General features: G+C 62.3%; 23 protein-coding genes. 6 read left to right on the forward strand and 17 right to left on the reverse strand.

Features of this window, described 5'->3' with window-relative positions; genetic code table 11:
• Window positions 1-4 precede the first annotated feature (4 nt).
• The gene (locus OGM61_02115) at window positions 5-634 is read left to right on the forward strand and encodes a DUF1643 domain-containing protein (protein UYI84885.1); all 630 of its coding nucleotides are present in this window, start codon (window positions 5-7) and stop codon (window positions 632-634) included.
• A 94-nt stretch (window positions 635-728) separates the two neighbouring features.
• On the opposite strand, the gene OGM61_02120 is transcribed toward OGM61_02115, so the two are convergent.
• The 5 genes from OGM61_02120 to OGM61_02140 form a co-directional block, all read right to left on the reverse strand.
• Entirely contained in the window at window positions 729-1,106 is a 378-nt protein-coding gene (locus OGM61_02120) for an SdpI family protein (GenBank protein ID UYI84886.1), read from the reverse strand.
• A gap of 82 nt (window positions 1,107-1,188) precedes the next feature.
• Window positions 1,189-1,890 (reverse strand): DUF5714 domain-containing protein, encoded by a 702-nt coding sequence (locus OGM61_02125; protein UYI84887.1) that lies wholly within the window; start codon window positions 1,888-1,890, stop codon window positions 1,189-1,191.
• Window positions 1,887-2,663 (reverse strand): tRNA pseudouridine(38-40) synthase TruA, encoded by a 777-nt coding sequence (gene truA / locus OGM61_02130; GenBank protein UYI84888.1) that lies wholly within the window; start codon window positions 2,661-2,663, stop codon window positions 1,887-1,889. Before truA ends, OGM61_02125 begins: the two co-directional genes overlap by 4 nt.
• Window positions 2,664-2,743: 80 nt before the next feature.
• Window positions 2,744-3,487 (reverse strand): carbon monoxide dehydrogenase, encoded by a 744-nt coding sequence (locus tag OGM61_02135; protein UYI84889.1) that lies wholly within the window; start codon window positions 3,485-3,487, stop codon window positions 2,744-2,746.
• Window positions 3,488-3,499: 12 nt separating this feature from the next.
• Window positions 3,500-4,273 (reverse strand): AAA family ATPase, encoded by a 774-nt coding sequence (locus OGM61_02140; protein UYI84890.1) that lies wholly within the window; start codon window positions 4,271-4,273, stop codon window positions 3,500-3,502.
• 319 nt (window positions 4,274-4,592) lie between these two features.
• On the opposite strand from OGM61_02140, the gene OGM61_02145 reads away from it, so the two are divergent.
• The 4 genes from OGM61_02145 to OGM61_02160 all read left to right on the forward strand — a co-directional run bounded on the left by OGM61_02145 (window position 4,593) and on the right by OGM61_02160 (window position 10,047).
• Complete coding sequence (locus OGM61_02145; protein UYI84891.1) at window positions 4,593-6,131, forward strand: 4Fe-4S dicluster domain-containing protein; 1,539 nt, start codon at window positions 4,593-4,595, stop codon at window positions 6,129-6,131.
• Between the two features lie 192 nt (window positions 6,132-6,323).
• Window positions 6,324-7,826 (forward strand): IMP dehydrogenase, encoded by a 1,503-nt coding sequence (locus OGM61_02150; protein UYI84892.1) that lies wholly within the window; start codon window positions 6,324-6,326, stop codon window positions 7,824-7,826.
• 84 nt (window positions 7,827-7,910) lie between these two features.
• Window positions 7,911-8,519, forward strand: coding sequence for a sigma-70 family RNA polymerase sigma factor (locus OGM61_02155; GenBank protein UYI84893.1), 609 nt, complete (start codon window positions 7,911-7,913; stop codon window positions 8,517-8,519).
• A complete protein-coding gene (locus OGM61_02160) occupies window positions 8,512-10,047 on the forward strand; it encodes a hypothetical protein (protein UYI84894.1) in 1,536 nt (511 codons plus the stop codon). Before OGM61_02155 ends, OGM61_02160 begins: the two co-directional genes overlap by 8 nt.
• 55 nt (window positions 10,048-10,102) lie before the next feature.
• Here OGM61_02160 and OGM61_02165 read toward each other — a convergent pair whose 3' ends face one another.
• Together OGM61_02165 and OGM61_02170 are read right to left on the reverse strand one after the other, a co-directional pair.
• On the reverse strand, window positions 10,103-10,804 hold the full coding sequence (locus tag OGM61_02165) for a hydrolase (protein UYI84895.1): 702 nt from the start codon (window positions 10,802-10,804) through the stop codon (window positions 10,103-10,105).
• Window positions 10,786-11,955, reverse strand: a complete 1,170-nt coding sequence (locus tag OGM61_02170; protein ID UYI84896.1) for a M20 family metallopeptidase — start codon at window positions 11,953-11,955, stop codon at window positions 10,786-10,788. Before OGM61_02170 ends, OGM61_02165 begins: the two co-directional genes overlap by 19 nt.
• 218 nt (window positions 11,956-12,173) lie before the next feature.
• On the opposite strand from OGM61_02170, the gene OGM61_02175 reads away from it, so the two are divergent.
• The gene (locus OGM61_02175; GenBank protein UYI84897.1) at window positions 12,174-12,983 is read left to right on the forward strand and encodes an SDR family oxidoreductase; all 810 of its coding nucleotides are present in this window, start codon (window positions 12,174-12,176) and stop codon (window positions 12,981-12,983) included.
• 870 nt (window positions 12,984-13,853) lie between these two features.
• On the opposite strand, the gene OGM61_02180 is transcribed toward OGM61_02175, so the two are convergent.
• From OGM61_02180 to dnaA, 10 genes are all read right to left on the reverse strand, one after another.
• Window positions 13,854-14,360, reverse strand: a complete 507-nt coding sequence (locus OGM61_02180) for a GNAT family N-acetyltransferase (protein ID UYI84898.1) — start codon at window positions 14,358-14,360, stop codon at window positions 13,854-13,856.
• Window positions 14,361-14,373: 13 nt separating this feature from the next.
• Window positions 14,374-15,066, reverse strand: a complete 693-nt coding sequence (locus OGM61_02185) for a hypothetical protein (GenBank protein ID UYI84899.1) — start codon at window positions 15,064-15,066, stop codon at window positions 14,374-14,376.
• Entirely contained in the window at window positions 15,063-15,497 is a 435-nt protein-coding gene (rnhA, locus tag OGM61_02190) for a ribonuclease HI (GenBank protein UYI84900.1), read from the reverse strand. The genes OGM61_02185 and rnhA overlap by 4 nt, the downstream gene beginning before the upstream one ends.
• On the reverse strand, window positions 15,494-17,923 hold the full coding sequence (gene gyrA, locus OGM61_02195) for a DNA gyrase subunit A (GenBank protein ID UYI85556.1): 2,430 nt from the start codon (window positions 17,921-17,923) through the stop codon (window positions 15,494-15,496). The genes rnhA and gyrA overlap by 4 nt, the downstream gene beginning before the upstream one ends.
• Window positions 17,924-18,012: 89 nt before the next feature.
• On the reverse strand, window positions 18,013-19,944 hold the full coding sequence (gyrB, locus tag OGM61_02200) for a DNA topoisomerase (ATP-hydrolyzing) subunit B (protein UYI84901.1): 1,932 nt from the start codon (window positions 19,942-19,944) through the stop codon (window positions 18,013-18,015).
• A 29-nt stretch (window positions 19,945-19,973) separates the two neighbouring features.
• Window positions 19,974-20,243, reverse strand: coding sequence for a DUF370 domain-containing protein (locus tag OGM61_02205; protein ID UYI84902.1), 270 nt, complete (start codon window positions 20,241-20,243; stop codon window positions 19,974-19,976).
• The gene (gene recF, locus OGM61_02210; protein ID UYI84903.1) at window positions 20,243-21,343 is read right to left on the reverse strand and encodes a DNA replication/repair protein RecF; all 1,101 of its coding nucleotides are present in this window, start codon (window positions 21,341-21,343) and stop codon (window positions 20,243-20,245) included. Before recF ends, OGM61_02205 begins: the two co-directional genes overlap by 1 nt.
• Window positions 21,340-21,555 carry an RNA-binding S4 domain-containing protein gene (locus OGM61_02215; protein UYI84904.1) on the reverse strand — a complete coding sequence of 72 codons (216 nt, stop codon included), beginning with the start codon at window positions 21,553-21,555 and terminating at the stop codon, window positions 21,340-21,342. The genes recF and OGM61_02215 overlap by 4 nt, the downstream gene beginning before the upstream one ends.
• A 23-nt stretch (window positions 21,556-21,578) precedes the next feature.
• The gene (gene dnaN, locus OGM61_02220; GenBank protein ID UYI84905.1) at window positions 21,579-22,685 is read right to left on the reverse strand and encodes a DNA polymerase III subunit beta; all 1,107 of its coding nucleotides are present in this window, start codon (window positions 22,683-22,685) and stop codon (window positions 21,579-21,581) included.
• Window positions 22,686-22,929: 244 nt separating this feature from the next.
• Window positions 22,930-24,252: a chromosomal replication initiator protein DnaA gene (gene dnaA / locus OGM61_02225; protein ID UYI84906.1), complete on the reverse strand. Its 1,323-nt coding sequence runs from the start codon at window positions 24,250-24,252 to the stop codon at window positions 22,930-22,932.
• Window positions 24,253-24,331 lie beyond the last annotated feature (79 nt).

Genomic DNA, 24,331 nt, shown 5'->3' on the forward strand with positions numbered 1-24,331 from the left:
ACCCATGCACATTCCCAAGGGCGCGAGCCAGACGTGCGCGCTGCTGACCTTTGACGACGCGCTGCACTATACCCGGCACGACGACTATGACGCCGCGCGCTGGCTGTACGTGCCGCCGTACTACACCGAATACCGTTACATCCTCGGCACGCGGGGCGAAAACCCGCTCATCTGCATCGGCATCAACCCGTCGACCGCGCAGCCGGGCGATCTCGACAACACGCTCAAGAGCGTCGAGCGCATCGCCCTCGGCAACGGGTATGACAGCTTCACGATGTTCAACGTTTACCCCCAGCGTGCGACCGACCCGAACGCCATGGACACGACCTTCAACCGCGCGCTGCACGAGCAGAACATGGCAGCCTTCCGCTACGTGCTCGGGCAGTACGCGCCCGGCAACCGGCCGGCTGTGTGGGCCGCGTGGGGCACGCTGATCGAAAAGCGGCCGTACCTGTTCGACGCGCTCGAGGAAATGCTCGCCATCGGCGAGGAGTTTCATGCGCAGTGGCTGACGTTCGGCCCCCGGTCGAAGGCCGGACACCCGCACCACCCGCTCTATCTCCGGCGCGACAGCGTGCCGGAGCCGTTTGACGTGCGCGCCTACTGCGCGGTGCAGCGCGCGCGCCTGAAATGACGCAGCATAAGCAGCATAAGCAGATAACAGGAACGCCCCCGGCGTGACCAGCAGGTCACGCCGGGGGCGGTTTCACGGTTCGGCAAACTGGAATTTATCGTCTTGTTCCATTCTTATCAAAATTCTTTTTTAATGCTATTTCTGTTGGGAGAATAGACCCAATTAAAGGAACAAGTTGAACACCACAGATAATTCCTCCTATACTCCCAACACAATCTTCATTTTTTCCAATCACTAAAATCATGAATATTACTGTTATCGGCAACATAACCATTCCGCAGACATACCAGACTTTACCACAATATTTATGAGCAAATTCCCATGTGTCTTTGTTCTTCATAGACATCGAAGTCCGATATCCAAATACTGAATTTATTTCCTTTGGAGCCTTTTTCATAAAATATCTTCCAAAACCAATCATCGTAAATGGAAGAAGCAAATCCATAATTAACATAAAAATCCAAAACCCCATTGTAAACCTCCTTTACTACAACTTCCGATTTTGCGCGCTCCCGGCGGGTCGTCAAGCCGGAGTCCCTAATCCCGCCGCCATATCATTTCGCAGTCCGGTTTGCCGCGCTGAAGGGGCAGCGCTTTCCGATGCACTGATTGTTCTGCGCGGCGTAACGGCACACGACCTCCGGCTTTTGCAGTGCGATGCCGAAATGCTCCTTCACAAAATCGATCGCCGTGAGAATGGACAGAAAAGAGTCTCGCTTGCAGCAGCGCGGGCCGCCGATCTCACCGATCTGCCCGAGCGCGGCCGCCGTCATTTTGTGCGACAGCGCAAACGGCTCGTCGGTCAGCGGTGTTGACCCGGAGATGATCGAGACGAACATCCCCGTGCTGATCCCCGCGCCGCACGCGCCCCAGAAGCCGCACGCGCCGCCGGGCACGCTTTTGCCGCGGCGCAGCATCTCCATGAGCGCGTCGGAAAGGTCAATGTCTCCGCCGGCGTTGTGATACGCCGTCAGCAGCGCCGCTCCGACCATCACATGGTGCTCCGGCCCGTGCATATGGCAGCTCGGCAGCGCCATCATCCGCTCGACAATGGCGATCGGATCGCACGCGGTCTCCCGCAGGCACAGCTCCACGATGCTGTCAAGCCCCTGCATATGGCAGTCGCTGCACACGTAGTGCCCGTTTACGCAGCGCGTCTTGGCGAGCTCCTTTTTGCGGCAGATCTCGCACTGCATCTGCACATCCGTCTCCAGATATTCCAGCGGCGCGCCGCAGATCAGGCATTCCTCTTTCATTCGCGTTTCTCCTTTCCGGTTTTGGGGTGTGTGTGCGCATAGCGCGTCTCCCACAGGATCAGCCCGCGGGCAGGCGCCGTGGCGCCAGCGGCGCTGCGGTCGTGCGCGGCGAGAATGTCCGGCATCGTGTCCGCGTCCCGCTGCCCGAGCCCGACCTCCAGCAGCGTGCCGGTGAGGATGCGCACCATGTGGTACAAAAAGCCATCGCCCGAGAACGTCAGGCGCACTTCCTCGCCCCGCCGCTCGACGGTGATGGTATCGACCGTGCGCACGGCAGATTTTTTCATGCGCCGGTTGGCGCAGAACGACGTGTAGTCGTGCCGGCCGCACAGCGGAGCGGCCGCGCGCTGCATGGCCGCCGTGTCGAGCGGCTGCGGCAGGGTGCAGACATAGCGCCGCTCGAACACATTCGGCGTCTCGCTGTTCCAGACGCGGTAGACATACGTCTTGCCGCGGCAGGACAATCGCGCGTGAAAGCGCGGCGCGGTTTCCTCGAGCGTGAGCACGCCGATGTCCCCCGGCAGGCGCGCACGCAGCTGCCGCAGCAGCTCTGGCGCGGGCAGGTCGGTCTTCGCGCGGAACGACGCCGTCTGCATCCGGGCGTGCACGCCCGCGTCCGTGCGGCCGGAGCCCGCGACCTCGACCGGCTGCGCCAGCAGGTCGCTGAGTGCGGCCTCGAGCCGCCCCTGAATGGTGTCCGGCGTGTTGCCCTGCCGCTGCCAGCCGTTGTAGCGCGTGCCGTCATAGCTGAGCGTCATGCGAAAATTCGGCATGGCGCACCTCCTTTGGATGAAAGATGAAAACACGGCCCCGCAGGTTGCTTGCGGGGCCGTGCGTGTATGTTCTGCGGAAATTACGCCTTCGGCGCTTTCTTGCCGGCCTTGCCGAAGTGCAGCTCCTTGAGGCCCTCGACCTCGTCGCACACGGGCTTGAAGCTGCAGCTCGCGCAGTCGAGATCCTCGGGCATGCCCTCGAGGATGGTGTTCATGGTCTTGGTCACGTCGTCGATCTTCTTGGCTGTGTCGTGCAGGGTCTTGAAGTCGACGTTCTTCGTGATGAAGATCACGCGCACATTCGTGATGTTCGGGTTTTTCTTATACTGCCGGATAAAGTCGCAGCCGACCTTGTAAAACGAGATGCCCTTCTTGATGGCCTTCTTGCTCACGCGGATCTGCTCGCGGCTGCTCTCGGGCGAGACGCGCATCATGTATCCGTCCGGGAAGACATGGTACTTCACGAACTCGATGTTGCGGATGGCGGTGTAAGTCGCGTCTTTGTTCTCGACGTCGATGTCCTTGACGCCGAGTATCACGAGGCGGGCAAATGGCACGTCGCCCTTGATTTCCTTCATATCCGGGCCGTAGAGCAGCACCTCGTCCGCCGGGACGAGACTGCTGTCGGACGTGACGCAGGTGAAGTTCACGGCGTCGTTCGCGCCGCCGCCGAGCTCATACGCAGCGTCGCGCAGGAGCACGAGCTCGCTCTCGCCGTTATCTTTCCACGCATCGCGCTCTTTATAGGCCCACTTCTGCGTCGGCGCGCCGAGCAGGTCGGTCGTTTCGCGAATAAAGCTGTCGTACAGTTCCATATCCTTCATGTTGTTCCCTCCTCAAAAAATGCCCAGGTTGTGCAGCGCCTGGTGGACACCGACCATGATGTTGGAGTCCTCCGGCAGCTCGAACACGCTCTTGCCATGGATGTCGTTGGCAGCGTGGATCGGATCGGTGGGGATGTAGGCGAGCACGTCCACCCCGTCGAGCTTGACGAGATCGTTCATGCTCGGGTCGACCACGCGGTTGACGATCATGCCGATGCGCTCGTAGGTGATGAGGTCATCGGCCGCCTCCTTGATCTCACGGCAAACGTTCACGCCCTTGGCGCTCTGGTCGGTGACGAGGACCAGGTGCGAGACCTGCTCCATGACGCGGCGGCTGATCTGCTCGATGCCGGCCTCGCCGTCGATGACCACATAATCGAAATCATTGGCGAGCATGCTGATGACTTCCTTGAGGTAGGAGTTGACCGAGCAGTAGCACCCGGCGGCCTCCGGACGGCCGATGGCCAGGAAGGCGAAGCCGTCGCACTCGACCATGGTGTCAAAGATGCGGAAGCGCGCCTCGTTGAGCACCTCGATGGCCTGGCGGTACTCGCCGCGCTCCGAGGTCTCGATCACTTCGTTGCGGATGTCGTCGATCGTGTGCTCGACGTGCACGCCCAGCGCCGTGGACAGGCCCACGGCCGGGTCTGCGTCGATGGCGAGGATGCGCTTGCCGGGGAAGGCCTCCACCAGCTCGCGGACGATCGCCGAGCACAGAGAGGTCTTGCCGACGCCGCCCTTGCCGGCGACTGCGATGATCTTGGCTTTCGTTTTGTTTTCTTCCATAGTGCGTTCCCTCCTGACGGCTGAAAAATTTGCGGAAGCTGCGGCTTCGATTGCATCCATCCTACCACAGATCCGGCAGATCTTTCTGTGTCCAGGTCACAAACCTGCCCCAACACAGGATGTCATTCCCAGACACATGCGCCGTTTTCTTTGATTTTTCGACAAAAATGGAGATAATCGTTATTTTTTGTCCAGATTGCAAAAAAAGAATTGCGAAATTTATCACGTATTAGTATAATGTTTTGCATGACCTCGCGTCAAGTGCTTGTTGCAAATTTCACGAGCAAGAATTCACTTTTTATTCTCAAAGGAGAACCCTATGCGCGGCATTGAAACCGGAAAAGTACGTATCCGTCACGAAGTATTCACGGAGATCGCCCGAATGGCCTATGAGGGCGGCGATTACGCAAAGCGGCTCGAAGAGCTGCCGTTCAAGATCATCCCCGGTGAGATCGGTTCCTACCGGGACAGTCTGTTTCTCGAGCGCGCCGTCGTCGGCGAGCGGCTGCGGCTGGCCATGGGGCTGCCGCTGCGCAAGTTTTCGGAGTTTTCCCTGCTCTCGGACGGCGTGGAAAAGGCGCTCGACCCGGAGATCTACTACGAAAAACCGCTCATCAACGTCATCAAGTTCGCGTGCAACCGCTGCCCGGACAACGTTGTGAAGATCACGAATGTGTGCCAGGGCTGTCTGGAGCATCCGTGCATGTCGGTCTGCCCGCGGCAGGCCATCTCGCGGCAGAACGGCCAGGCCCACATCGACCCGGATAAGTGCATCCGCTGCGGACGCTGCCTGAAAGAGTGCAAGTTCAACGCCATCGTGCGTCTCGAGCGGCCGTGCCGCAAGGCCTGCGGCATGGACTGCATCCATTCCGACGGGCTCGGCCGCGCCGACATTGATTATTCCAAGTGCACGTCCTGCGGCCAGTGCATGGTCAGCTGCCCGTTCGGCGCCATCTCGGACAAGAGCCAGATCTTTCAGACTATTCAGGCCGTCAAGAGCGATACGCCTGTTTACGTGGCGCTCGCGCCGGCGTTCGTGGGGCAGTTCGGCCCCGAGGGCGTGCCCGAGCGGATGCGCAGGGCGTTCCAGCGCCTCGGCTTCGCGGACGTGTATGAGGTCGCCATCGGCGCGGACCTGTGCGTGATCGAAGAGGCGGCGGACTTTCTGGAGGAAGTGCCCGAAAAGCACAAATTCATGGTCACGTCCTGCTGCCCGTCGTGGAGCGACATGGTCAAAAAGCTCTTCCCCCAGTTTGAGAAGAACATCTCCGTGGCCTTCACGCCGATGGTACTCACCGCGCGCATGATCAAGCGCGACCACCCGGACTGCAAGGTCGTGTTCATCGGTCCGTGCGATTCGAAAAAGCTCGAGGCGCGCCGCCAGAGCGTGCGCAGCGACGTGGACTTCGTGCTCACGTTCGAGGAGGCGCTCGGCATTTTCGCCGCCAAGGGCATGGATAAGGCGTTCCTGCCCGAGGACGAGGAGGAGCTGCCCGCCTACTCCAGCCGCGACGCGCGCCGCTTTGCCTATTCCGGCGGCGTGGCGCAGGCGGTCGTCAACGCCATCCACGACATGGACCCCGAGCGGGAGGTCAAGGTCGCCGCGGCGACCGGTCTGGCCGACTGCCGCAAGCTGCTGATGATGGCCAAGGCCGGAAAGTACGACGGCTACCTGCTCGAGGGCATGGCCTGCCCGGGCGGCTGCATCGCCGGTGCGGGCACGCTGCGCCCGATCGAGCAGGCGCACAAAGAGGTCGAGGCGTTCAGCTCCGAGGCGAAGTTCACCTGCGCCAATGACACGCCGTACATGGACTACCTGCCCCTCATCGAGGAGAAGGACAAGATCCGCAAACTGTGATTCCCTGCGCACCGCCGGCGGCGGTGCGCAGTTTTTATCATATGCCCAAAAACAGGCGGTCACGCCCCTGATTTTTTTCCGTGCTGCGGGCTGGACAAGCGCGCCCGTTCGCGGTACAATAGCAAAAATCATCACCGGGGCGCGACCCGCTCCGCTTTCCACACTGTATATTGTTATAAGGAGGTCTTTCCCATGGCTTACTTCTTTTCCGGCCAGTCGCACACGTTCAATGAGTATCTGTTGGTGCCCGGCTACTCGTCGAGCGAGTGCATCCCGGACAACGTTTCTCTGCGCACGCCGCTGACGCGCTTTCGCGCGGGCGAGGAACCGGCCCTGTCGCTGAACGTGCCGATGGTCTCGGCCGTGATGCAGTCCGTGTCCGGCGACCGGCTGGCCGTCGCGCTGGCGCAGGAGGGCGGCGTGTCGTTCCTGTACGGCTCGCAGTCGATCGAGGACGAGGCCGCGATGGTCGCCCGCGTCAAGAGCTACAAGGCGGGCTTTGTGCGCAGCGACTCGAACATCAGCCCCGACGCGACGCTTTCGGACATTCTGGCCCTGCGCGAGCAGACCGGCCACTCCACCGTCGCCGTCACCGAGGACGGCACGGCCGACGGCCGCCTGGTCGGCATCGTCACGAGCCGCGACTACCGTGTGAGCCGCATGGCGCCCGAGACGCCGGTGCGCGCATTCATGACGCCGCGCGAGAAGATGATCACCGCGCCCGACGGCACGTCCCTGAAGGAAGCCAACAACATCATCTGGGAGCACAAGCTCAACTCTCTGCCCATCGTCAACGACGAGGGCCGCCTGTGTGCGTTCGTGTTCCGCAAGGACTATGACCTCCACAAGCAGAAACCGAACGAACTGCTCGACAGTCAGAAGCGCTACCTCGTCGGCGCGGGCATCAACACCCGCGACTATGCCGAGCGCGTGCCCGCGCTGGTCGACGCCGGTGTGGACGTGCTCGTGATCGACTCGTCCGAGGGCTACTCCGAGTGGCAGAAGCGCACCATCGAGTGGATCCGCGAGCGCTACGGCGACAGCGTCAAGGTCGGCGCCGGCAACGTCGTGGACGCGGACGGCTTCCGCTTCCTGGCCGACTGCGGCGCGGACTTCGTGAAGGTCGGCATCGGCGGCGGCTCGATCTGCATCACGCGCGAGACCAAGGGCATCGGCCGCGGCCAGGCGACCGCCGTCATCGAGGTCTGCCGCGCACGCGACGAGTACTTCCGCGAGACCGGCATCTACGTGCCCGTCTGCTCCGACGGCGGCATCGTGCATGATCACCACATCACGCTCGCGCTGGCCATGGGCGCGGACTTCGTGATGCTCGGCCGCTACTTCGCCCGCTTCGACGAGAGCCCGTCGAACAAGGTCAATGTCAACGGCACGCTCATGAAAGAGTACTGGGGCGAGGGCTCCAACCGCGCGCGCAACTGGCAGCGCTATGACCTCGGCGGCAGCAAGAAGCTGTCCTTCGAGGAGGGCGTGGACTCCTACGTGCCCTACGCCGGCAAGCTCTCCGATAACGTCCAGCAGACGCTGGCAAAGGTCCGCTCGACCATGTGCAACTGCGGTGCACTGACCATCCGCGAGCTGCAGGAAAAGGCGCGGCTGACGCTCGTGTCCTCGGTGAGCATCGTCGAGGGCGGCGCGCACGACGTCGTGCTCAAGACCTCGAACAAGCCCGTGTGAGAACACAGATACAGATAAAAAACAGACGGTGCCCGGCATCACAGCCGGGCACTGTTTTTTCTTCCCGCGCGAAGGCAGAAAAATATGCGTGGGTTTTTCGGTCGCGGCGTGTATAATGGAGTAGAAACACAGCCGGGAGGAGGCGAGGACGTGCAGGAGCAGGAGATGATCGCACAGCTGCTGCAGCAGGATGAGCGCGGCATGGAGGCCCTGCTGCTGCACTACGGGCCGCTGATGCGCTACATCATTGCGCCGATCCTGCCGGACCCGCAGGATCGGGAGGAGTGCCTGTCGGAGGTGTCCATGCGCGTCTGGAGCCGCATCGCGCAGTTCGACCCGGCGCGCGGGAGCTGGAATGCGTGGCTGACGGCGGTCACGCGCAGCACAGCGCTGAACTATCAGCGCAGCGCCGCCCGGCACGGCGGCACGCAGACTCTGCCGGAGGGCGCACCGTCGCCGGAGGCATCCCCGGAGGAGGCGCTGATACAAGCCGAGCGCCGCGCCGCGCTGCACGATGCGCTCGCACGGTTCGGTCAGAACGACCGGGCGCTGTTTTACCGAAAGTATTATTACTTACAGTCCACCGCACAGATCGCGTCCGAGCTGGGCATGACGGCCCGGGCCGTCGAGGGCAGGCTCTATCGCCTGAAAAAGCAGCTGCGCAGAATGTTGGGAGGTGAGGGCCATGTGTGACCGCCCGTGGGAGACCATGACGGACGCGGACTTTGAGGCCATGCTGGCCCGGAGCGTCCCCGATGTTCCGCCGGAGGAGATCGTCGCCGAGGTGACACCGTGGCGGCGCGCCATGAACCGCATCCTCTTTGGCATGGCGCTGTGCGCGATCACCCTGAACTTCCTGTGCCTGAACTACATCCTCCCCGCCGTCGGCACGGTGCTGCTGCTGCTCGGCTTTCGCGCGCTGCGGCGGGAAAACCGCTGGCTCGGCGGCTGCTTTGCCGTCACCGTGATCCGCGCGGCCTGCTTTTTCGCCACGCTGATCCTGAATACGACGATTTTGCAAAGTGCCGTGTTCACGCCCGCCGTCACGACCACGCTCACCGTCATAAACGCAGTGCTGCTCCTCGCCCTGTACTTCTGCTTCTGGCGGGGGCTGCTGGCGGTGCAGAAAAAGGCGGGCCTGCCCGCGCAGGCCGGCGGCGCGCTCGCGCTGATCGTGTGGTACGCGCTCGTGTGCGTCCTCGCCGCCGTCCACTACACGGGCTGGATCGTGCCGATCGCCATGCTCGTGGGCTACGGGTGCATCCTCCGCAGCCTTTACCGGCTGTCCGGCGCACTGGACGAGGCCGGATACGCCATCGCGCCGGGGCCGGTGCGGGTGACGGACCGGTGCCTCGTGCTCGTGATTGCTGCGGTGCTGGGCATCGGCTGCACGCTCGGGTATCTCTTCGGCAGCAGCTACCGGATGGACTGGCAGCCCGCGGACACGTCCAAGCAGACACAGACGGAAGCGATCCGGCAGCAGCTGCTGGATCTCGGCTTTCCGGAGGCTGTGCTCAACGACCTCACGCCGGAGGACATCGCCGCCTGCGACGGCGCGCTGCGCGTCGTGGTCGAAACGGAAGACTATCCCGTCAACGACGGCAGAAACGTGCTGTGGGAAACATACAACGAGAAACATGAGCGCTATTACGTGCAGGACACGGTCTACGACGTCAGGGAGCTGCGCCTGACCAGTGTGGGCGTGCAGCTGCCCGGCGCGCAGGAGACGTGGCGGGTGTACCACCACTTCCTGTGGACGACCGACCCCGGCTTCTGCGGCACGGAGGTGCTCCAGATCTGGCCTGCCGATGAAAACATGCAGGATGGATGGCGCTTCGCCGGAGACGTGACCGGCCGCGTGCTGTATGACCGGGACGGGCAGACGTTCACCGCGTCCTACCACACGCTCGGACGCCAGACCTACACCGCCGACTCCGTGTTCTTTGGGCAGCGGACGAACAGCGACCTGTTCGCGCCCTTTTCCATGCCGCGGCACGCAGAGCACGCGCGCGGCTATGTCGCCTACACCGCCGCGGCGGTGCAAAGCGGCTATCTGCTCAACAGCTGGTGCAACTACACCCACCAGCAGAGCCTGCTGCAATATCCCGCCGTGACGGCGATGGAAAAGCGGATGACGTCCGCCTTCGGGAATACCGGTGCGTTTTACACCGTACAGCACGCGCTGCAGTTTTTCCCCGAGGACGCACAGACGCTGCGATGAGCGCAAAAAAAACCGACCCGAACGCTTGTTCGGGTCGGTTTTTCTATGCACCGGGTCAGGGGTGCGGTTTGTTCTCGCGGTAGGCGGCCATGATGTCGCGGAAGATCTCGCCGTTGGACGGCGGCGTCCACGTGATAGCGTTGGCGCCTGCTTTGATGGTCTCGAGGATGCTCTCATCCGTCGGGCCGCCGGTCGCAATGATGGGCACGTCGGGGTGCTGCTCGCGGATGCGGCGCACGACGGCAGGCGTCTCCGCTGCGGCGGAAACGTTGAAGATGTCCGCGCCGGCGCGGATGCGCTCGTCAAAGTCGGTGTCCGCGCGCGCGACCGTGAGCACGACGGGGATGTCGATCGTCTCGGCCACGTGCGAGACGACGGTGCTGGCCGTCGGCGCGTTGAGCACGACGCCGGTCGCACCCTGCATCTCGGCGAACATGGCGAGGTTGACCACGCGCTGGCCCTGCGTGAGGCCGCCACCGACGCCGGCAAACACCGGGATATCGGCCGCGAGCAGCAGCGCCTGCGTGATGATCGGCTGCGGCGTGAACGGGTAGACCGCGATGATGGCGTCCGCGTTCACGTTTTTGATGATGGACAGGTCGGTCGAGAACACGAGCGACTTGATACGCTTGCCAAAAATCATGATGCCGCTGCACTGATAGATGACCTCCGGCACGCGCAGGGCAAACTTGCGCAGCGTGCCGTCCACGGCCTGCGGCATGGACTTTTTCGGTGGGATTATTTTTTCTTCGTACATTTTGACTCACACTCCAGTATCCGTTTGAACGTCTCGACGCCGGTCAGCAAAACGCGCTCGTCGAAATTGAAATGACTGCTGTGCAGCGGGGCGGTACCGGTCGGCTCCTGCACGCCGAGGAAGAAAAACAGGCCCGGGATCTCCTGCTGGTATTCGGCGAAATCCTCCGCCGCCATGACGGGCTCGACCAGGACCGCGTCGTCCATGGAGTCGAGCACGGTGTAAAACTGCTCCACCAGCTCGCGCGGGTTGCGCACGCTGGGGTAACGGACCTTGCGGTCCATGTCGATCTGCGCGCCGGTGGCCGTCTCGAGCCCCTGCATGAGCGCGGCGATCTTGTGGCTGAGGGTGCGGTAGAGGTCGTTGCTGAACACGCGCAGCGTGCCGCTGATCGTGACCTCCTCGGCGATAACGTTGTGCGATGTGCCGCCCTGGATCTTGCCGAGCGTGAGCAGCGCGTCCTGGTGCGGATCGACGTCGCGCGTGATGACGGTCTGCACCATCGTGATGAGCTCCGCCGCAACGACGATGGCGTCGATGCCCATCTGCGGCGTGGAGGCGTGGGCGCTCTTGCCGTGGACGGTGATCTCGAAATCGCTCGTCTGCGCCATGAGATAGTCCCAGCGCACGCCGATCTTGCCCTTCGGCACGGTCGGCCACAGGTGCAGGCCGTAGATGCGGTCGACCTTCGGGTTTTCGAGCGCGCCGTCGTCGATCATGCGCCGCGCGCCGGCCCAGCCCTCTTCGCCGGGCTGGAACAGCAGGACAATATTACAATGAATGTGCGCGCGATTTTTGGCGATCCAGCGCGCAAAGAGCAAAAGGATCGTCATATGCCCGTCGTGGCCGCAGCCGTGCATGTTGCCGGGGTGCTGCGAGCAGTAGGGCACGTCATTGGCCTCGTCATTGTGGATGCCGTCCATATCGGCGCGGAAGGCGATGGTCGTCTCGGCGTCCTTAGCGAAAAACACAGCCTTCACACCGCAGACGGCCGGCGTCTCGATGCGGTCCGGGCCGCACTGCTTCAGCTCGCGCAGGACATAGGCCTGCGTATCGCGCAGCTGAAAGCCGATCTCGGGAATGCGGTGCAGGTCCTGGCGGATGCGCACCGCGTCGTCATACATGGATTCGATTTGTTTACTCAGATGCATACTTTCTCCCATGGCGCCGGGTAAGCCCGCGCCGCCCGATCTGTCTATATTTTTCTGCACACAGTATACCCAAAATCCGGCCATGCGTCAATGGGCACGGGGGCGGGCCGTGACCGGTGTCAAGAAAAGTTCACAACTTGTCCCTTGCATTTTTCCATACGGTCTGCTAGTATTTTAGAAAATACTTAAAAAATTCGAAGAAAACGAAGGCGATCTCCATGTCATCCACCACCGAAGCGCGCGTGGCCGTCATCACCGGCGGCAGTTCGGGCATCGGCCTGCACGCCGCGCGTGCCCTGCGCGGCCGCGGTCTCAACGTGTATGAGCTCAGCCGCCGCGCCGAAAACGCGGAGCCGGGCGTAACGCACCTGCAGGCAGACGTGACGGACGAAGCGCAGGTGAACGCCGCCGTGGCGGAGATTCTGCGCCGCGAGGGGCGCATCGACATTCTCATCAACAATGCGGGCTTCGGCATCTCCGGCGCGATCGAGTTCACGCCGGCGCAGGAGGCCCGGCGGCAGTTTGATGTGAACTTTTTCGGCATGGTGAACATGAACCATGCAGTCCTGCCCATCATGCGGCAGCAGGGCGGCGGCCGCATCGTGAACATGAGCTCCGTTGCCGCGCCGATCGCCATTCCGTTTCAGGCGTACTACTCGGCCTCCAAGGCCGCCGTGCGCACGTATTCGCTCGCGCTCGCAAGCGAGGTGCGTCCCTTCGGCATCGAGGTCTGCGTCATCATGCCGGGTGACATTGCCACCGGCTTCACCGCCGCGCGGCGCAAGAGCTGCGACGGCGACGATGTCTATCACGGCCGCATCGCGCGCTCCGTCGCCGTGATGGAGCACGACGAGCAGACCGGTATGAGCGCCGAATACGCCGGGCAGTTCGTGGCCCGGCGCGCCACGCAAAAGCGCGCGAAGCTCATCTGCACGATGGGACACAAGTACGCCCTGTTCGTGTTTCTCATGCGCATCCTGCCGACCGGGCTTGCGACCCGGATCGTCGGCAAGATCTACGCATCCTGATCCAACTGCTTTCTTCCCTGCGGCGCAAAATCCCATTGCCACCATCCAGGCAACTTCCTTCCATCCTTCTCCACCCTGTGCGCCGCGTTTCCCCCCTTCCCGCAGCAGCGGGTCTGCCTCTGGTCCCATCTCAGCCAGAGGCAGTATTTTTATGCTCTGCATAAAAATACTGCCCGATCCCATCCGAGGCGGGCCTTGCCCCCTCGGGCTCCCCTGCGGCTCTGTAACCATAAGATTCAGCGCGTCTGTCGCGCCTCGGTGGTCTATTTTTTTATTTATTTTCTTCGAAAATAAATACCGCCCGATCCCATCCGAGGCGGGCCTTGCCCCCTCGGGCTCCTCTGCGGCTCTGGTGCCATGAGACGCAGTGCATCTGTCGCGCCTCGGTGGTCTATTTTTTTATTTATTTTCTTCGAAAATAAATACTGCCCGATCCCATCCGAGGCGGGCCTTGCCCCCTCGGGCTCCCCTGCGGCTCTGTAACCATAAGATTCAGCGCGTCTGTCGCGCCTCGGTGGTCTATTTTTTTATTTATTTTCTTCGAAAATAAATACCGCCCGATCCCATCCGAGGCGGGCCTTGCCCCCTCGGGCTCCTCTGCGGCTCTGGTGCCATGAGACGCAGTGCATCTGTCGCGCCTCGGTGGTCTATTTTTTTATTTATTTTCTTCGAAAATAAATACTGCCCGATCCCATCCGAGGCGGGCCTTGCCCCCTCGGGCTCCCCTGCGGCTCTGGTACCATGAGACTCAGTGCATCTGTCGCGCCCCGGTGGTCCGTTCTTTTATCTATTTTCTCCGAAAATAAATACTGCCCGACCTTATAAAAAACCTCCACACTGCGCAAACAGTGCGGAGGTTTTTTTATAACATTACGCCAGAAACGGCGAGCGCATATACCGCTTGCGCAGAAAGATGTTGCCGCCCTTCGGCGGGCCGATCTGCGTGAAGCCAGCCGACTCGAACATGGCCAGCGCGATGCGGTTGGTGTGATACACGTGCGTGACGATCTGCTCGAACGACTGCGCGGCCGCCAGTTCCTCCACGGCGCGGAGCATCGCATTGCCCCAGCCGTGGCCGCGGCAGGCCGGATAGACGAAAAAGTCGTTGATGAACACCGTCTCCGGCTCGGTCGTGTCGCACCAGAGCTCGCCGACGGTCTCACCGCCGGACTCGGCCGCGAGCAGGTAGTTGCGCGGCGTTTCCGCGCCCTGCGGCAGCATCTCGTCGAGCGCGCCCTGCGCCTCGGTGAGCGCGTGCTCCTCTGTGTCCGTGGCGCGGGCGAAGAGCAGCTCCTGCGCGTAGCGCGCGATATTGCGCTGCCGGAACGGCTCGAATTCCTCCGCCGTGAGCACGCGGAGATCTACACTTTGTCCCATATTGTCCTCCTGTTTACGCCTCCGGCTGGATCATGCGCCGCGCGTTGACAGGCGGCAGCAGATCGCCGTACAGATCCCGCAGCAGCAGCTGCGCCACGGGCGTGATGTCCTCCGTGCTCTGGCATGGGCGCAGATACAGCGCCGCCGGCTGCCCGCCCCAGCGGAAGCGGAAGCCCGTGTCGCGGTAGCCGTTTTTCGTGAGCAGCCGCTCGCGCTCCGGCAGCGCCACGCACGTGCGGCTCTGGCAATAGAGAATGCCCTTCTTACCGGCGTAGCAGCGCGCGATGAGTTCCATGGCCACGCGGCCGAGCAGCTGCCCGCGCAGATACGGATAGATCGTGAGCGCGTGCACGAGCACGTAGCCATACGGCGAGCAGACCGTCACGAGCGCATAGCCCGCCTCGCGCCTGTCGTCCGCGCGGAAGAGCAGCAGCTCCATGCGCCGGCGCACCATGGCGCTGGCGATGACGGCTTCCGGCAGCAGCTCGGGCGCGTCAAACGTGCGCTTCATGTCCGGATACAGGCGCACGAGGTCCGTGAGCCTGCCCTTTTCCAGATGCAGCTTGCGGATCGGCGGCAGCTGCTGCAGCAGCTCCTCGAGACCAAACAGCTGCTCGTCCGGCTCCCAGTTGCCGGCCGTGTCCTGCACCGGAGCCTGTGCCCGCGGTGAAAAATGGACGATCTTCGGTTCGTTCGGCTCTGTCATGCAAACTTCTCCCTTTCCGCGACGGCCAGCGCGTCGCAGCGGTTGTTGTACACATTGTCGGCGTGACCCTTGACCCAGAAAAACTGCACCTTGTGCGTCTGGAGCAGCCCGTCGAGCGTCTGCCAGAGGTCGACGTTTTTCAGCTCGCCGTCCTTGCGGCGCCAGCCCTTCTGCTTCCAGCCGCGCAGCCAGCCGAGGTTAATGGCGTTGGCGAGATACTGGCTGTCCGTATACAGCGACACCTGACACGGCTCGTGCAGGCTCTGCAGCGCCGTGATCGCGCCGAGCAGCTCCATGCGGTTGTTCGTCGTGGACGGCTCGCCGCCGGAGAGCTCCTTTTCATGCGCGCCGTATTTCAGGATGGCGCCCCAGCCGCCGGGGCCGGGGTTGCCGGAGCAGGCCCCGTCGGTATAGATCGTGACCTGCTTCATGCCTCGGGCTCCTCGGCGGGGGCAGCGTCGCCGCTCTCGGCGCGGTCGGTGAGCGCGACAGAGATGACGCGCGCGCCCTCGGACAGGCGCATGATGCGCACGCCCTGCGTCGCGCGGCCAAGCTCGGAGATGCCGGCAGCCTCCATGCGGATGATGACGCCGTCGTCCGAGACGACGAGCACGTCGTCGCTCTCCTGCACGACCTTGACGGCCGCGACCGGGCCGGTCTTGTCGGTGATGTTGTAGTTTTTCATGCCGGAGCCGCCGCGGTGCTGCGGTTCCTCGCCGCCGCGGATATAGTCGGCGGCCGGGGTGCGCTTGCCGTAACCGTTTTCGGTGATGGACAGCACGTCCGCGTCCGGCTGCGCGATCTCAGCGCCGACGACCCAGTCGCCGTCCTTGAGGCGGATACCGCGCACGCCGACGGCCTCGCGGCCCATGGGGCGCACGTCCGTCTCGGCAAAGCAGATGGCCTGACCGTTGTGGGTCGCCAGGAGGATGTTCCGGCTGCCGTCGGTGCGCATGACGTTGATGAGCTCGTCGCCCTCGTCGAGCGTGAGTGCGCGGATGCCGCTCGTGCGGATGTTGCGCAGGGCCGAGAGCGGCATGCGCTTGACCGTACCGCTGCGCGTGGCAAAGACGAGGAACGAATCGTCGTCCATCTCGCGCACGTGCAGCATGGCGTTGACATGCTCGTCCTTCTCCACCTGGATGAAGTTGACGATGTTCACGCCGCGCGCGGTGCGCCCGGCCTCCGGGATGAGGTAGCCCTTCTTGCGGTAGCACCGGCCGCGGTTGGTAAAGAAGAGGATGTAGTCATGCGTCGAGGCGGTGAACACGGTGTCCACATAGTCCTCGTCGCGCAGCGTCGCCGCGCGCACGCCCTTGCCGCCGCGCTTTTGCGCGGTGTACTCGTCGACGGGCACGCGCTTGATGTTGCCGCCGTGCGAGAGCGTGAATACGCACTGCTCCTCCTCGATGAGGTCTTCGATATCAATGTCGTCCTCGATGTCCTGGATCTCCGTTTTGCGCTCGTCGCCGTACTTGTCGCGGATGGCAATGAGCTCGTCGCGCAGCACGGCCTTGACCTTTTCGGGGTCGGCCAGCAGCTCGCGGAAGTAGGCGATACGCTTTTCCAGCTCATCATACTCGTTTTGCAGCTTCTCGCGCTCGAGCCCCTGCAGGGCCTTGAGGCGCATATCGAGAATGGCCTGCGCCTGCACATCGGACAGGCTGAAGCGCTGCATAAGGTTTTCCTTCGCGTCGTCATAGCTCTCGCGGATGATGCGGATGACCTCGTCGATGTTCTCCTCGGCGATGAGCAGACCCTCGAGCAGATGCGCGCGCTCAAGCGCTTTTTTGAGGTCGAACTTCGTGCGGCGCACGATGATCTCTTCCTGGAAGGTGAGATACTCGTCGAGAATGTGCCGCAGGGACAGGATCTTCGGCTGCGACTGGTTATCGACCAGCGCGAGCATGTTCACGGCGAACGTGGTCTGCATCTGCGTCTGGGCGAAGAGCCGGTTGAGCACGACCTGGGTGTTGGCGTCCTTTTTGAGCTCGATGACGATGCGCATGCCGTTGCGGTCGGACTCGTCGCGCAGGCCGGAGATGCCGTCGAGCTTTTTATCGCGCACCTGCTCGGAAATGTTCTGGATGAGCTGGCGCTTGTTGACCTGATAGGGCAGCTCCGTCACGATGATGCGGATGCGGTCGTGACCCCAGGTCTCGGTCTCGGTGCGGGCGCGCACGACGATGCGGCCGCGGCCGGTGGCGTAGGCCGCGCGGATGCCGCTGCGGCCGACGATGATGCCCCGGGTCGGAAAGTCCGGGCCCGTGACGTGCTGCATGAGGTCCGAGAGCGTGGCGTCCGGGTTTTCAAGCACGCAGACGCAGGCGTTGATGACCTCGGTCAGGTTGTGCGGCGGGATATTCGTCGCCATGCCGACGGCGATGCCGGAGCTGCCGTTAACGAGCAGGTTCGGGAACCGGCACGGGAGCACGCGCGGCTCGCGGCGCGTCTCGTCAAAGTTCGGGTCCCAGTCGACGGTGTCCTTGTCGATGTCGCGCAGCATTTCGTTGGCGATCTTCGACAGGCGCGCCTCGGTGTATCGGTAGGCGGCCGGGGGATCGCCGTCCACGGAGCCGAAGTTGCCGTGGCCGTCGACGAGCATGTAGCGCATGGAAAAGTCCTGCGCCAGACGCACCATCGCGTCGTACACGGACGCATCACCGTGGGGATGATACCGGCCGAGCACGTCGCCGACGCAGGTGGCGGATTTTTTGAACGGCTTATCCGAGGTCAGATTGTCCTCATACATGGCGTAGAGGATGCGGCGGTGCACGGGCTTGAGACCGTCGCGCACATCCGGCAGCGCACGCCCGACGATGACGGACATGGCGTACTCGATGTAAGAGGTCTGCATCTCATGGACGAGCTCGCTCTGAATGATCTTCTGGTCGGGATAGAGAATGTCCTCCCGTTTATAATCCTTGGCCATGGCTGCACACCTCCTTAAATATCAATATTGACCGCGTACTTGGCGTTTTGCTCGATGAACGCCTTGCGCGGCTCGACCTTTTCGCCCATGAGCACGGTGAACACCTCGTCGGCGTGCACGGCGTCCTCGAGCGTGATCTGCTTGAGCGTGCGGGTCTCGGGGTTCATGGTCGTCTCCCAGAGCTCGTGCGGGTCCATCTCGCCGAGGCCCTTGAAGCGGTTGATGTCGATCTTCGCGTTCGGGTTGTCGCCGCGCATCTCGGCGGAAATTTTATCGCGCTCCTCGTCGGAGAAGGCCACGCGCGTGGTCTTACCGCGGTTGAGCTTATACAGCGGCGGGATGGCGGAGTAGACATAGCCGCCGTCGATGAGCGGACGCATGAAGCGGAAGAAGAACGTCAGCAGCAGCGTGCGGATGTGGCTGCCATCGACATCGGCATCGGCCATGATGATGACCTTGTGATAGCGGAGCTTATTGATGTCAAACTCATCGCCCAGTCCGGCGCCGAGCGCCGTGATGACGGGCGTGAGCTTGTCGTTGCCGTATACCTTGTCGGCGCGGGCCTTTTCGACGTTGAGCATCTTGCCCCAGAGCGGCAGAATGGCCTGGAAGCGCGAGTCGCGCCCCTGCGTGGCCGAGCCGCCTGCGCTGTCGCCCTCGACGATGTAGAGTTCGGTGAGCGACGGGTCGCGGTCGTTGCAGTCGCGCAGCTTGTCGGGCATGTTGAAGCCCTCGAGCCCGTTTTTGCGGCGGATGTTTTCGCGCGCGCGGCGCGCGGCTTCGCGGGCGCGCGAGGCCGTGAGCGCTTTTTCGATGATCATGCGGCCGACGGCGGGGTTCTCCTCCAGAAACTGCGACAGGCGATCGAACACAACGGAATCGACGAGCGTGCGCATCTCAGAGTTGCCGAGCTTGGCCTTCGTCTGCCCCTCGAACTGGGGGTTCGTGAGCTTGACGGAGATGACAGCCGTGAGGCCCTCGCGGCTGTCCTCGCCGGAGATGCTGTCGCCCTCCTTGAGGATGCCGGACTTTTTGCCGTAGGCATTGAGCGCGCGGGTGAGCGCAGCCTTGAAGCCGGTCTCGTGCATGCCGCCCTCCGGCGTGTGGATGTTGTTGGCGAACGACACGATGACCTCGTTATAGCCGTCGTTATACTGCAGCGCGATCTCGCACATGGAGTCGCTGCGCTCGCCGGACATATAGATGGCCTCGGGGTGCAGGGCCGTCTTGTTTTTGTTGATGAAATCCACGAACTCGCGGATGCCGCCCTCGTAGCACATCGACTCGCTCACGGGCTCTTCGCCGCGCCGGTCGGTGATGGTGATGCGCAGTCCGGCGTTCAGAAACGCCTGCTCGCGCATGCGCACGTGCAGCGTCTCATAGTCGTAGACCGTGTCCTCGAACATGATGGGATCGGGCTTGAAGCGCACGGTCGTGCCGGTGTGATCCGTCTCGCCGACAACGGTCATGGGCTGCGTGATATCGCCGCGGGAGAACTTCATCTGATAGATCTTCCCATTTTTGTGCACGTTCACTTCCAGCCACTCGGACAGTGCATTGACGACCGAGGCGCCGACGCCGTGCAGGCCGCCGGAGACCTTATAGCCCCCGCCGCCGAACTTGCCGCCCGCGTGCAGCACGGTGAACACCACTTCGAGCGCGGATTTGCCGGTCTGCGGCTGGATGTCCACGGGGATGCCGCGGCCGTTATCGCTGACGCATATGATGTCGCCGGGCTCGATGGTGAGCTCGATGTGGCTGCAGTAGCCAGCGAGGGCCTCGTCGATGGAGTTGTCGACGATCTCATACACCAGGTGGTGCAGGCCGGACGACGACGTCGAGCCGATGTACATGCCCGGGCGTTTGCGCACGGCCTCCAGACCCTCGAGGACCTGGATTTGGCTGGCGTCGTACTCCTGTGTGATCTTATCTGTAATATCTGGCATGGTTTGCTTCCTTCCGTGCAGCGCCGCGATCAGAGATTTTCCAGTCCGCTGGCCTTGCTGCGTTTATATAATGTTGCGGTGTTGAGCTGGGAGAGATAACATGTCTGGCCGCTGCCGAGCGAGCAGAGCACGAACGACTTCGGCAGCTCGGTCCCGGCGGCGTTTTCCACCTGACCGGCCTGTTCGAGTTTTTCGAGTGTCTCGCGCGTGCGGTACGACCACGTGGCGGTGTCCATGTCAAAGACGCCGATGACGCTCTTTTGCAGCGCAATGACCTGATTGCCGAGGTGCAGATACATCAGCGAATCACCCCGTTTTCGACCGTGAGCACGCGACCGCCGGTACGTTCGGCGATGCGCGCGTCCTCGCAGCAGGTGATGAGCGTCTGCCCGCCGCCGATGCGGTTGAGCACGAAGGCCTGCCGCTGCGCGTCCAGCTCCGAGAGCACGTCGTCGAGCATGAGCACGGGGTATTCGTCAAACTCGTCGTGAAAGATCTCCCGCTCGGCGAGCTTGAGCGACAGCGCCGCCGTGCGCGTCTGCCCCTGCGAAGCGAACGCGCGCGCCGACTGGCCGTTGATGCTGATGATGAGGTCATCCTTGTGCGCGCCGGTCAGGCACTGGCCGCTGTCGAGCTCTGCGCGGCGGTGCTGCTCCTGATGGTCGCACAGGGCGTAGTAAATTTCTTTTTCTGTGCCGAGCGCATCGACAACAGTGCTGACCGTGCGGTAGGCGAGGGTCAATTTGTCGCGCCCGCCGGAAAAATCGGCGTGGATGGGCGCGGCGGCGATGTTCAGCCGCGAGGCGTAAGCCGCGCGGTAGCGGATGAGCTTGGCCGAGACGCGGCACATCTGGTCGGAAAAATCGTCGAGCGTGTCGAGCAGGGACGGTTTTTCATGCCAGTCGCGCAGGATGGCGGACTTCTGGTCATATAACCGGCTGTATTCAGCGAGCAGTGCGCCGTACTTCGGCCGCAGCTGGCTGATGGCCATGTCCATCATGCGGCGGCGGGCGGCCGGCCCGTCGCGGATGATGTTCAGATCATCCGGACAAAAGAGCACGGCGGCAAACGTCCCGGCGAGCTCGGCGGCGGTTTTCTTCACGCCGTTTTGCCAGATCTGCTTGCGCTGCCCCTGCCGGAGCACGATGCGCACGGTCTGCTCCCGCCCGAAGGCGAACACATCCGCGAGCACCTCCGCGCTCGTATAGCCGAAGCCGATGAGTTCCTTATCGAACCGCGTGCGAAAGCTCTTCCCGCCCGTGAGCAGGTAGACCGCCTCGAGCAGATTCGTCTTGCCCTGGGCATTTTCGCCGGTGATGACGTTCGTTCCGGGCGAAAACTCCGCCGCGGCAAATTCGTAGTTGCGCCAGCCGTTGAGCGCAATTTTTCTTACGATCATTGCGCGCTCTGCACGTGCAGCGTGTGCCCGGCGAAGGTGACTTCATCTCCCGGGCGGATCTTCTTGCCGCGCATGGTGCACGTCTCGCCGTTGACGGCGACCATACCGTCGGCAATGACCTGCTTGGCCTCGCCGCCGGTCGCCGTGAGGGCGGCAAACTTCAGCAGCGCGTCGAGCTTGATAAATTCCGTTTCAATCGTAATGTTTTCCATTTTTCCCGTTTTTCAGACCCGGATCACTGTCCGGCGCGCAGGCGCACCGGCAGGACCATATACACAAAGTTATCACTTCCGTCAGCCGGGACGAGAATGCACGGGCTCGAACCGGTGTTCAGGCAGACGTTGATCTCTTCCGCGGGCGCGGCCTTGAGCGCGTCGGACAGGTAGTGATCGTTGAAACCGATCTCCAGATCGCCGCCGTCGCCCTCGCACGGGCAGGAGTCGGCCGCCTTGCCGAGCGGCGTCGTGCAGACGAAGTCGATCGCGTCCTTGCGGAAGGTCAGGCGCAGAGGCGCGTTATTTTTGCTGTCAATGATGAGCGACACACGCTCGACGACCTCGAGCAGATCCGTGCGCGCGGTCTTGACCGTGACGCGGAACGACTCCGGGATTGCTTTCTTATAATTGAGGAAGTCGCCTTCCAGCCGGCGGGACAAAATGACCGTATTGCCGACGGTGAAGGAAATGTGCTTGCTGCCGACGGACAGGACGACGCGCTCGTCGCTGTCGCCGCACAGGCGCTCCAGATCGCTCAGCGCCGTGCCGGGCACGATGAAGCTGCAGTCATCGCCATAGCCCTCGACCGCTTCGCGCCGCAGCGCCAACCGGTAGCCATCGACGGAGACCATGGTCAGAACGTTATTTTCGATCTCGAAGAGCGTGCCCATGTAGACCGGGCGGCTCTCGTTCGTGCTCACGGCGAAGGAGCACTCGTTGATCATCTTTTTGAGCAGGTCCTGCGGCAGCGACACGCCGTTTTCCGCCTCGACAGTCGGCAGATCCGGATAATCGTCCGCGCTCAGGCCGACGAGGTTGAACGCCGCCTTGCCGCATTTGACGGACACGGTTCCGTTTTCCGCCTCGACGGTGACGATGCCGTCCGGCATGCGGCGCAGCATCTCGCAGAACAGGCGCGCACCGATGAGCACGCTGCCGGGCTCGGGAATGTCGGCGTCGATGGTGGTATAAATGGCTTTCTTCAGGTCATAGCCGGTGATACGCACGCTCGCGCCGGCCTCAATGAGCAGGCCTTCGAGCGTGGGGATCGGGCTTTTGGCGGCTGCGGCGCGGGCTGCGGATGCGGCAGCCTGCTGCAGAACGTATTTGTCACAGGAAAATTTCATGGTCGGCCTCCTTGATCAGAATTGCTGTGTCTATCCGAAAGATAGAAAGCATAAATTTAGTAGTAGTAGTAGTAGGGGTGTTCGTTTGGTGGAAAACCCGCCGAATGCCTTGTGTCAGCGGGAAAAACCGTGTTGAAAAGATTGTGGAAAGGTTGGTAACTTAAAAACTGACGAAAATTGACATTTTCAGAATCCACCGCTTTCCACACGCTTTCCACGTTAGAATAACAGCCGAATGTGGAAATCAGTTTTTCGAGTTGATGTTGCTCGTAATGTCGCGCACGGTGGCGGCGATCTCGGGGTCGGACTTGAGCAGCTCCTCGACCTTGCGGATGGAGCTGAGCACGGTGGCGTGGTTGCGGCCGCCGAATTCCTCGCCGATCTCCTTGAGCGGGAGGTTCGTGAGGTTGCGCATGAGGTACATGGCGATCTGGCGGGCCATGGCGGTCTTTTTGCTGCGGCTCTGCCCGCGCAGGTCGGCGCCGGTGAGCTGGAACGAGCGCGCGGACTCTTCAATAATGACATCCGGCGTGGGGATATAGGTGCCGGTGCGGATGACGTCCCGGATGGCGCGCTTGACGGAATCGACCGTGATCGTATCGTCGAGAATGTCGCGGTAAGCGGTCAGGCGCTTGACGACGCCCTCGAGCTGACGGACGTTCGAGGTGATGTTTTCCGCAATGTACTGGACGACGTCCTCGGAGAGAATCATACCGAACTGCGCGGCCTTCGTGCGGATGATGGCCGTGCGCGTCTCGAGATCCGGCGGCTGAACGTCCGCGAGCAGACCGCCCTCGAGCCGGGTGCACAACCGGTCGTCGAGGCGCTTCATCTCCTTCGGCGGCCGGTCGGAGGTCACGACGATCTGCTTGCCGGCCTCATACAGACAGTTGAAGGTGTGGAAAAATTCCTCCTGCGTGCTGTCCTTGCCCGCGATGAACTGGATATCGTCCATGAGCAGCAGATCCGCGTTGCGGTATTTCTGGCGGAAGTTTTCGGCCGTGCCGGTGCCGATGGATTTGACCATCTGATTGACGAACTCCTCGCCCTTGACGTAGGCGATCTTCGCCGACGGATTGTTGTGGCGGATGGTCTGGCCGATGGCGAGCAGAAGGTGCGTCTTGCCGAGGCCGGAGTTGCCGTAGATCAGCAGGGGGTTATACGCCTTGCCGGGATTCTGCGACACGGCGATGGCCGCTGCGTGGGCAAACTTGTTGCTCGGGCCGACGATGAAGCGGTCAAACGTGTAGCCGTCCATCTCCGGCATTTCCTCGGACGACGGGCGCTTCTCGCGGTATTCGAGCAGCTCATCATCCCCGGCGAGCACGACCAGCTCGAACGGGCAGGAAAACAGATCGTACAGCACGGCGCAGATCGTCTTTTCAAAGCGCGACTGAATGATGCTGCGCTTAAAATCCGACGTGGTGTGCACGATGAGCGTATTATTATTGATCTCAATGGGGGTGCAATCGGAAAACCAGGTATTGATTGCCGTCTGGGTCAGCTCCTGCGAGAGGCTGTCCATGACGACGGACCAGATATCGGTGAGCGAATTCATGGTGGCCATAGGTTCGGCTCCTTCGATGATTTTTCCCTGCGCGGGTGCGCTGGTATCAGCCCTACCAGTATAGCAAAAATTCATGATT

This window comes from Clostridiales bacterium (genome assembly GCA_025757645.1).
In the GTDB taxonomy this organism is placed as follows: domain Bacteria; phylum Bacillota; class Clostridia; order Oscillospirales; family Oscillospiraceae; genus CAG-103.